Below are 9,956 nucleotides of genomic sequence, written 5' to 3'. Positions count from 1 at the left end.
GTACAGGCAGCTTAGAAAAAAACGGCGCAATAAAATACTGTTTTTATATAGTTCACTGCCGTACAGGCAGCTTAGAAAGGGTCATGCTCGGTTGCGCTCAATATCGACTAGTTCACTGCCGTACAGGCAGCTTAGAAAGGTTTAAGCCCTATTTGCCCCGTACAATCATTGTTCACTGCCGTACACGCAGCTTAGAAAAGCAAGCGTAGGTGTGCTGGGACTGATAAGGGTGTTCACTGCCGTACAGGCAGCTTAGAAAATCAACTTATCGCTTCCAGCGCGCGGCGCGTGTGTTCACTGCCGTACAGGCAGCTTAGAAAATTACTGACCGTATAATCAAGGTTGTCTAGGTGTTCACTGCCGTACAGGCAGCTTAGAAAAGGTTGTGTACAGGGGGCAGCAGCTTGAGTGATGTTCACTGCTGTACAGGCAGCACAACTAAAACTACCCCTCTAAAACATTTACCTTGCCTATTCAAAACTCAATACTATCAAACCCACGCTCTCTATTTTTCACAATAAATAAAAAACTCATTCACGCGCCAATTATATTCCAAAAAATATATTATTCATAAAAATAATACATTGAATGGGAAAGTGATTTTTCGCTTTATTATCACGATAATTACTCTTCATTTGATACTCGTCACATTTGTTTTCATCTTATTTTCGATAACATACCGTTCATTCAACACCTTGAAATAAAAGCTCTTGCCATGTCCGTAAACAGCATCACCTCTACAGATTTAAAAACCATCCTGCATTCAAAGCGCGCCAACATTTATTACCTGGAGAAATGCCGCATCCAGGTGAATGGCGGACGTGTTGAATATGTCACCCAGGAAGGAAAAGAGTCGTTTTACTGGAATATTCCCATCGCGAATACCACGGCAGTGATGCTGGGAATGGGAACATCCGTTACGCAAATGGCGATGCGCGAGTTTGCGCGGGCAGGGGTAATGGTCGGCTTTTGCGGAACGGATGGCACACCGCTGTATTCTGCTAACGAGGTGGACATTGACGTCTCCTGGCTCAGCCCGCAAAGCGAATACCGTCCGACGGCATATTTACAAAACTGGGTCTCATTCTGGTTTGATGAAGAAAAACGTCTGCAGGCAGCAAAGCGTTTTCAATTTATCCGTTTACAGCAAATTGAAAAACAGTGGACAGGCCTGCGGATGCAGCGAGAAACGTCTTTTCAGCCCGATCGGGACGCGCTGGAGACTATTCTGGAGCGTGCGAAGCAGGGCATGGAAAACGCACAGGATCACACCTCGCTGATGCTCCAGGAAGCGCAGCTCACAAAATCGCTCTACAAGCTGACCAGCCAGACGGTGGGATATGGCACCTTTACCCGCGCCAAACGCGGTGGCGGGACGGATATGGCCAACCGTTTTCTCGATCAGGGCAACTATCTGGCCTACGGGCTGGCGGCCGTCGCGGCCTGGGTGACGGGCATTCCTCATGGTCTGGCGGTCATGCACGGAAAAAACCAACGCGGCGGGCTGGTTTTTGATATTGCCGATTTAATCAAAGACGCCCTCGTTATGCCGCAGGCCTTTATTGCGGCGATGGAGGGTGAGGATAATCAACAGTTTCGTCAGCGCTGCATCAACGCGTTTCAACAGTCTGATGCGCTGGATGTGATGATCACAACCTTGCAGGACACCTCGCAATCGTTGGCGGGCGTCGCAAAATGAATGTGCTGATTATCTCCCGGTGTACCAAACGTGCGCGCGAGCAAAGCTGCCAGATTATCGATCGGTTTGCTGAGCGTACCGGTGACGCGGCGTGGCAGACGACAATTACGATGGAAGGCGTCGTCACGCTGCGCAAGCTGCTGCGTAAAACGGCACGCCGTAACACGGCCGTTGCCTGCCACTGGCTGAAAAAAAACGGTCAAAGCGAACTGTTATGGATTGTCGGAAATTTGCGTCGCTTTAATTCACAGGGGCGGGTGCCAACAAATCGCACGACGCTACAAGTTATTCGCAACGACGGTGAACACCGCTGGCAAAGCGCGGAAAGCATCGCCCTGCTGGCGGCGATCGCCGGGCTGTTTCATGATTTTGGCAAAGCGGGGATGTGCTTCCAGCAGACGCTCAAGGGGGAAAGTCAGCACGTTTGTCAGCCGTACCGCCACGAGTGGATTTCGGTTCGTCTGTTCGAGGCGTTTGTAGGAGAGCGTAGCGATGAACAATGGCTGACATCCCTCACTCAACTAAAAGCCACTGACGAAAAGGCGATGCTGAAAGCGCTGAAGAGGGACACAGACAAGAAATGCAGCCTTTTGGAAAAGCTTCCACCTCTGGCGAAAGTGGTGGTATGGCTGATATTGTCGCACCACCGTTTACCCCAGTCGCATTCGACTCGTCCTGAGTTGATCTATTGCGAAGGCTGGTTTGAGAAGCAGCTGAACGCAGACTGGAACGCGCTTAATCATAAATCTACCGAAAAACATCAGTGGAAAGAGCGTGATTTTAAAAATGTCTGGAAATTCCCCCACGGAACGCCGCTAAAGAGTCAAACCTGGCGAGAGAAGGCTCGACAGATTGGTAAACGCATCCGAAACCTGCCTGCGCTGCTACACGCGGGATCGCTGGATAATCTCTTCACCCTCCATCTTGCCCGCCTGTCGCTGATGCTGGCCGATCACGTGTACTCCTCACAACCGGCTTATTCCGGATGGCAGGATGATGCCTTTCAGGCGTGGGCTAACAGCTATCGAGGGACCGGGGAACTCAAGCAAAAGCTGGATGAGCACAATGTCGGCGTAGCGCATCAGGCGCTATTGATGGGGCGTTCTCTTCCTGCGTTGCGCCGTTCATTGCCCGCCATCGCCAGACATAAAACGTTTCGGGAAAGGGCGAAAGAAGAGCGTTTTGACTGGCAGAACAAGGCCTGGGATGTCGCCTCTTCCCTGCGCGAGAAGAGTGCAGAGCAGGGCTTCTTCGGTATTAATATGGCTTCCACCGGATGCGGTAAAACCTTCGCCAATGCCCGAATTATGTACGCGCTGGCAGATGAGCAGGCGGGATGTCGTTTCAGCGTGGCGCTGGGGTTACGCACGCTGACGCTGCAAACGGGGCAGGCTTTGCAGTCGCGCCTGGGGCTGGATGACGACACGCTGGCCGTGGTGACCGGTGCCGCAGCAGTGAAGGAGTTGTATCAGGGCAATGATACCGAAGATATCAGTAGCGCCAGCGACGAAGCGTTCTTCGCCAGCGATCATTACGTGCATTATGAAGGGGCGACCAGCAGCGGGATCGCGCAGCAATGGCTGGCGAAAGAACCGGCGCTAAACCGTCTGGTCAGTGCCCCGGTGCTGGTGACAACCATCGATCACCTGATGCCTGCCACGGAAGGCGTGCGCGGCGGCAGGCAGATCCCAGCCATGCTGCGCCTGCTGACCAGCGACCTGGTGCTTGATGAGCCTGATGATTTTGACGTTGATGATTTGCACGCCCTTTGTCGGCTGGTGAACTGGGCGGGCATGCTCGGCTCTCGCGTGTTGCTCTCCTCCGCAACGCTGCCCCCTGCATTAACGGAAGCGCTGTTTGAAGCCTATCGGGAAGGGCGTAAAGCCTGGCAGACGGCGTGCGGTCAGTCCGACAGACCGACGAGTATCTGCTGCGCCTGGTTTGATGAATACGGCGCGCAGTCGCAGGATGTGACCGACGATGCGCATTTTCGCCGGGCGCATGACGACTTTGTTCGCCAGCGAATCAAACGTCTGCCTGAACAGCCGCGGCTTCGTCTGGGGAAACTGGCTGCCGTGGAGCCACAGTCTTCAAGGTCGGCAGATGTCATCTCCGCGCTGGCACAGACGCTACACCAGCACATGATCGCACTGCACGACGATCATCGCAGCACGCACAAAAGCGGTAAAACCGTGTCGTTTGGTCTGGTGCGAATGGCGAACATCAACCCGCTGGTTGCCGTCGCGCAGGCGCTGATGGCATTACCTTCTCCGGAGAATTACCGCATTCATTATTGCGTGTACCACAGCCAGCACCCGCTGGCTGTGCGTGCGGCGATTGAAAAACGACTCGATGCCGCGTTCGCGCGGCACAAACCGCAGCAGGTCTGGCAGTTGCCTGACGTTAAGCAGGCGCTGACGTCACCGGAACAGCATCATCTCTTTGTCGTGCTCGGCACATCCGTTCTGGAAGTCGGGCGCGATTTTGATGCCGACTGGGGGATTATCGAGCCGAGTTCGATGCGTTCACTTATTCAGTTTGCAGGGCGTATTCAGCGGCATCGTCAGATCGTGCCTGAGAGCGAAAACCTTGTGATTCTGGAACGCAATGTGCGTGCGCTTCGCGGAGAAAAGGTCGCCTACTGCCGACCCGGTTTTGAAACTGAACATCATCTTCTGCCTCACCACGATCTCCATGAGCTGCTCAGCGAAGAGGGCTATCGCACGCTGAATGCGATCCCGCGCATCGTTGAAAACCTGCCCGGCAATGCGCTGGCGGCGCTGGAGCATGCCCGGTTGCGAGCCGCATTGTTGGATGGCGGCGAACGGTCAGATGCGGTTGCCGCGTCGTGGTGGCGGCTGCCGCTGACGTGGAACGGTGAGTTGCAGCGGCGGACGCCGTTTCGCCGCTCGTCGCCGCAGGACACTTTCTTTTTAAGCATGGAAGACGAAGGTGAGCAACCTGAGTTTTGCCTGATGCAGGAAAACGGGGTGTTAAAGCCTGCGGGACGGTTTTGCGAGAAGACCTTATCGATGGCTCACGGCGTAGAGCCGTGGATGGCGATTGATTATGGCGAGGTATTACAGGCGCTGGCCGAGACAAGCCAGATGGAGCTGGCCGCGGTATCGCGACGGTATGGCGAAATCACATTGAGAATCAGCAGGGAGGAGGAGACAGAGCAATGGCTGTATCACCCGGTGTTGGGTGTGTTCAGGGAATATCGATAAGGAGCCAGGAACGAGTATGTCAGTTGAAGCACTAAGCGCTTTCATTGCTGAGTATATTGCCGGACGACGGCAAACAAAGCTGGAAGCATTTGATAAAGAGGCCGCCAAGCGCAGCGATACAGATAGCGCAACGCTTGCGGCAGAACGCCGGGAACTGGAGCTTCGCTATGAACCGAAAGCCTGGCTGACGGATGCCGCGAAGCGAGCCGGACAAATTAACCTCGTGACCCATGCGGCGAAATTTACCCACGGGGATTCAAAAAGCAGCAGTATCTACAGCGAGGCAGTGGCGCTGGAAGGGTATCTCAGCACTGCTGCGTTGTCAGGTCTGGAACCGGATGCCGTGGGAAACGCCGCGGCGCTGGACGTCGCGAAATTACTGCAAACGCGGGTTGAAGGCGGTGACTCCCTACTGGCAAGCCTGAAACGTGGCGATCGCGCTGCGTTGGCCGCTTTTACCGATGACGCAAACCAACTGGATGAATGGATTGCGGGATTTTCCCGTGCCTTAACGCCCGGAGAGCCCGCTTCACACAAGCTGGCTAAACAGGGCTATTTCCCGGTAGGTGAAAATTACCATCTGCTGAGCCCGTTATTTGCCACCTCGCTTGTTCACGCCATGCATCAGAAAATGATTGCCTTCCGTTTTGGCGACGATGTTAAAGCCATCTGGAAAGCGCGCCGGGAGAAAACCTGGCATCCCACTCCGCTGACGCTTTTCCCGCATTCAGCGGAAATACACTTTGGTGGCACCAAACCGCAAAACATTTCCTATCTCAACAGCGTCCGTGGCGGGCGCAGCTGGCTGCTTTCCTGCCAGCCGCCGCAGTGGAAAAGAGCAGACAAGCCGCCGACGACGTTACGTTCTATTTTCACTTCAGGTGGTCAGTTTGATCGACGTGCAAACAGCACTGTCCAGCTGCTTGTGTCATTGTTGGCCAGAACCGGTGATTACACCAACGTCCGTATTCGCGAAGCGCGTGATGAATATATTGATGCGCTTATCGACCTGCTGTTTGTGGTGGCGTCAGAACTACAGCGTGATACGTGGCAAAACTGGACGCTCTCGTGCGAACGATTAGTCACTCATCAACAACTCTGGCTCGATCCCTGGCGCACCAAAACCGATGAGGCTTTTCGGCTCGAGCGGGATAAAGACGACTGGCAGGTTAGCGTCGCGACAGATTTTGCCCTGTGGCTTAACGCGCGTCTGAGCAAGGCGTTGAAGGACCTGGGGTATGTGGAACAGCGTGAATGGCAAACCCGTGAGCGTTTACGCAGCAACCTGCGTGAAATGGAAAAAATTATCCGGGAGGCGCTGAAATGAGTTCCTTGATCCTGCTTCGCCGTATCAGCGTCGAAAACGCCAACGCGATTGCTGGCCTGACTTACGGTTTCCCCGCCATTACCCATTTCCTGGGATTTGCCCATGCGCTGTCGCGCAGGTTGACCGAAACGCACGGGCTGCGCATTGATGGCTGTGCCGTGGTCAGCCACGAACAACAGATCCATGCGCACACGTCTGGCCGCGATTATCAGTTTGCCCTGACCCGCAATCCGCTTACACGGGACGCGAAAACGGCCTCCTTTAACGAAGAGGGGCGCATGCACATGACGGTTTCGCTGCTGCTCGAGTGTCACGGGGAAATCCCCAACGGTGAATACGGGCAACGCGACCTGGCCGAGTTTCTGTCTCAGGTGTGCCCTACGCTCCGGCTGGCCGGAGGAATCATCGTGGATATCCAGAATATTTCCGTTATGGCGATGCCTGCCAGCGCTCAGGAGATGGGCCGATTACAGTGGCAACTGATGCCGGGCTTTGCTTTACGCGACCGAAGTAGCTGGCTGGGCGAACATCATCAAATGCTTCTTGAAAACGATCCTAACGCCACGCTGCTTGACGCCTGGCTGGATTTTGCTGCGCTAAAAATACAGGCCGAAACGCCGGAAGACGGCAACATACGCGAAGATGAACCGGCCAACTGGCATGTTGTTCCCAAACCCAATTCCGGTTATCTGGTGCCATTAATGACCGGCTACCAGCGTATCTCTGAACTCTACGCCCCTGGCGTCGTGGCAAACGCGCGCGATGCGGAAACGCCCTTTGCATTTACCGAAGCGGTGTATGGCGTGGGCGAGTGGTGCGGTCTGCACCGTATTCGGTCACTGGACGAGATTTTCTGGCGTTATCGGACGACGGAAACGGGCTATTACTGTCAGGGCGCGGGCGCGCCGGTGACAACTGAACATCTTAATTAAAAAGGACTTATCTATGGCAAAGGCTCCAACGGCCGTTAAAACGGCATCCGTACTGGCATTTGAACGTAAGCTGGCAACCTCGGATGCGGTGATGTATTCCGGAAGCTGGCAGGGCAAGCAGTGGCAACCGATCCGTATACAGGAAAAAGCGGTCCGCGGTACGATTTCGAACCGCCTGAAAAATGCCCTGACCAACGATCCGGCTAAACTGGATGCCGAGATCCAGAAAGCGAACCTGCAGCGTGTGGATGTGGCGGCGCTTCCTGCCGATGCAGACACCCTGAAGGTGAAGTTTACCCTACGCGTGCTGGGCAACCTGTCGACGCCATCAGTGTGTAACGATCGCGCCTATCAGGATGAACTTCAGCAGGTTATCGACGGCTATATCAGTGAACACGGTTTTGCCGAACTGGCGCGCCGCTACGCAACTAACCTGGCGAACGGACGTTTTTTATGGCGTAACCGCGTCGGTGCAGAAAAAATTATCGTGACCGTGACGGGCAGTACGTCATGGACGTTTGATGCGTACAGTTATGCGCTGCGAGATTTTTCTGCCAGCGACGAGAGCCTAAACGCACTGGCCCAGGAAATCGAAAAAGGGCTTAGCGGCGAAGGTTTTGTGCTGTTGAACGTCGAAGCGCAGGTGCTACTCGGTGCCGGACAGGAGATCTTCCCGTCGCAGGAGCTGGTTCTGGACAGCAACAGCAGCAAGAGCCGCCTGTTGTATCAGGTAGACAGCGTTGCGGGCATGCATTCGCAGAAAATCGGTAATGCCATTCGAACTATCGATACCTGGCACCCTCAGGTAGATGCGCTGGGCGCTATTGCCGTTGAGCCGTACGGCTCAGTCACCAGTCGCGGTGTAGCTTGTCGTCAGCCGAAAGAGAAAATGGACTTCTATACCTTGCTGGACAACTGGGTGACGAAGGGCCAAAAGCCTGACGTTGAACAGCAGCATTATGTGATGGCCGTGCTGATCCGCGGCGGCGTCTTCGGTGAGAAGGGCGAGTAAGGAGTGGTTATGGATCACTATCTAGAGATCCGCGTCCTGCCCGACCCGGAGTTCAGCGAGGAGATGCTGATGGCCGCGCTGATGGCTAAACTGCATCGTGCGCTGGGCCAACGGGGGCTGGGGGATATTGGTATCAGCTTCCCTGCACATGGCATAAAGCCCGGCGCGATGTTACGCCTGCACGGTTCGCAACAGGCGTTAAGCGAGCTCGACTCCCTGGCATGGCGAAAGGGACTAAGCGATTACTGCCTGTGCACGGCGATACAACCCGTTCCAGAGGTAAAGCAATGGCGATGCGTGTCCCGTGTGCAGGTGAAAAGCAGCGCGCAGCGGCTTATGCGCCGTTCGGTAAAAAAAGGATGGATCACTGAGGAAGAGGCGCAGCAGCGCCTTTTAAAAATGGAAGAGGCTCGGACTGATTTGCCCTGGCTTAATTTACGTAGCCTCTCTACAGGTCAGTCTTTCAGGCTTTTTATTCGTCATGGTGAGTTGCTTCCCGCACCCGTGGATGGACGCTTTTCAACCTACGGGATGAGCGCGACAGCGACAGTTCCCTGGTTCTGAGAAAACACAGCCGCATCAGCGTTCAGGGTGCGGTTTTTTCTGCGAGACGGGTATCAAAAATAAAGGGCATCTGCTGAACAGAACTGAGCGCCGTATGGAATGCCGGATGTAAGGGGTTAAGGATGGCATTGTTTTCATAGGGTATGATGCAGGAAGGTAGGATAAGCGCGAGGGCACTGCTAGCCTGCAACCACCCGGTTCCCAGATCCATCGTCGATACCGGTGCCGGATTTTCCTGCCAGTCCTCGGGGAGCCAGGCTTTATCCAGGTAATCAATCTGGTCATCCGGGATATCAATGCTGAAAAGCTGGTACTGATTCAACACGGTATCTTTTCTGACGTGCACCAAAATCTCCAGTGAGGCCAGCGAGATGGACGTGGACACATATACGGCGGGATGCCCTTTATGATTCCAGCGACCACCGTACTGATTTGCGCCGCTTCCACTCCACGCTTCGCTGGCATAGCGTCCCGTCACCAGCCGATAAAAAATCATGCAAACACTCCGTGTTCCAGACGACCAATCAAATCGGTGACTTCCAGTGCACCGGTTTCCGTAGCGATCAGGTCAACAGGCGCAACATTGCCAAGCCCGCGCACCGGCGACTGGAGCCAGGTCCATGCTTCTTCTTTACTGCCAAAATAGTCGACGGCCGCATCCAGCACCCGAACAAAACGGGCTACGCGTTCGCTCTCATCCGGCGTCAGCGTCCGTCCCGCGCTTTTGCGGCGGGCCACGTTACGTTCGTTAATCCCGGTAACGCGTAAAATGTCCGCTTTCGACATGGCCGTCCATTCATGAATATTGTCGAGCACGCTGACGGGCAATCCCTGGTTGAGAAATTCTATCAGCCGCATACCTCTGTTCGCGGGTAAACCGGCGTAGCGCCAAAGTGCGTTATCAGCAGGTTTCTTGGCGGGTATCCAGGTTCTCATGTTACCTCCTGATTAATGTCATTTGTCATGTTTAAGTATAGCCATTTGTCAGATGGAGTGGAATGGGGATTTTTTGTGCTGGGTGGTTTGTGAGAAGAACGATGTTTTGACCCTAATTTTTAACGGTTGTGTAATTCATTGATTTTAAATGAGTATTTTTGGTGGATAAAAAAGAGGGTCAGAGAAGGTTTTTTAGCTTTTTTTGTATGCAAATCAGAAGGGTGTGGAGATATTATTTCAGTGCACTGCCGTACAGGCA

8 protein-coding genes are annotated in these 9,956 nt (G+C 54.2%); 6 read left to right on the top strand and 2 right to left on the bottom strand.

Translation table 11 applies throughout. From position 1 onward, the window contains the following. The first annotated feature begins 715 nt into the window (after nt 1-715). The 6 genes from cas1f to cas6f are packed head-to-tail and all read left to right on the top strand — an operon-like array spanning nt 716 to nt 8,761. Nucleotides 716-1,699 (top strand): type I-F CRISPR-associated endonuclease Cas1f, encoded by a 984-nt coding sequence (gene cas1f / locus IM273_RS18690; RefSeq protein ID WP_193051757.1) that lies wholly within the window; start codon nt 716-718, stop codon nt 1,697-1,699. Then, the gene (gene cas3f, locus IM273_RS18685; protein WP_193051758.1) at nt 1,696-4,926 is read left to right on the top strand and encodes a type I-F CRISPR-associated helicase Cas3f; all 3,231 of its coding nucleotides are present in this window, start codon (nt 1,696-1,698) and stop codon (nt 4,924-4,926) included. The genes cas1f and cas3f overlap by 4 nt, the downstream gene beginning before the upstream one ends. Before the next feature lie 16 nt (nt 4,927-4,942). Then, entirely contained in the window at nt 4,943-6,253 is a 1,311-nt protein-coding gene (gene csy1, locus IM273_RS18680) for a type I-F CRISPR-associated protein Csy1 (RefSeq protein ID WP_193051759.1), read from the top strand. Further along, nucleotides 6,250-7,185 (top strand): type I-F CRISPR-associated protein Csy2, encoded by a 936-nt coding sequence (gene csy2, locus IM273_RS18675; protein ID WP_193051760.1) that lies wholly within the window; start codon nt 6,250-6,252, stop codon nt 7,183-7,185. The genes csy1 and csy2 overlap by 4 nt, the downstream gene beginning before the upstream one ends. 13 nt (nt 7,186-7,198) lie before the next feature. Beyond that, nucleotides 7,199-8,197: a type I-F CRISPR-associated protein Csy3 gene (gene csy3 / locus IM273_RS18670; RefSeq protein WP_193051761.1), complete on the top strand. Its 999-nt coding sequence runs from the start codon at nt 7,199-7,201 to the stop codon at nt 8,195-8,197. A 9-nt stretch (nt 8,198-8,206) separates the two neighbouring features. Then, nucleotides 8,207-8,761, top strand: coding sequence for a type I-F CRISPR-associated endoribonuclease Cas6/Csy4 (gene cas6f / locus IM273_RS18665; RefSeq protein WP_045261778.1), 555 nt, complete (start codon nt 8,207-8,209; stop codon nt 8,759-8,761). Nucleotides 8,762-8,783: 22 nt separating this feature from the next. Here the strand turns inward: cas6f and IM273_RS18660 are convergent, their stop codons facing one another. Together IM273_RS18660 and IM273_RS18655 are read right to left on the bottom strand one after the other, a co-directional pair. Then, nucleotides 8,784-9,257 (bottom strand): RES family NAD+ phosphorylase, encoded by a 474-nt coding sequence (locus tag IM273_RS18660; protein WP_045261777.1) that lies wholly within the window; start codon nt 9,255-9,257, stop codon nt 8,784-8,786. Continuing rightward, the gene (locus tag IM273_RS18655; RefSeq protein WP_063943605.1) at nt 9,254-9,697 is read right to left on the bottom strand and encodes an antitoxin Xre/MbcA/ParS toxin-binding domain-containing protein; all 444 of its coding nucleotides are present in this window, start codon (nt 9,695-9,697) and stop codon (nt 9,254-9,256) included. Before IM273_RS18655 ends, IM273_RS18660 begins: the two co-directional genes overlap by 4 nt. Nucleotides 9,698-9,956: the final 259 nt, after the last annotated feature.

The organism is Enterobacter cloacae complex sp. P13B, assembly GCF_014895915.1.
Lineage (GTDB): Bacteria > Pseudomonadota > Gammaproteobacteria > Enterobacterales > Enterobacteriaceae > Enterobacter > Enterobacter bugandensis.
This window is presented reverse-complemented; position numbering and strand designations above follow the sequence as displayed.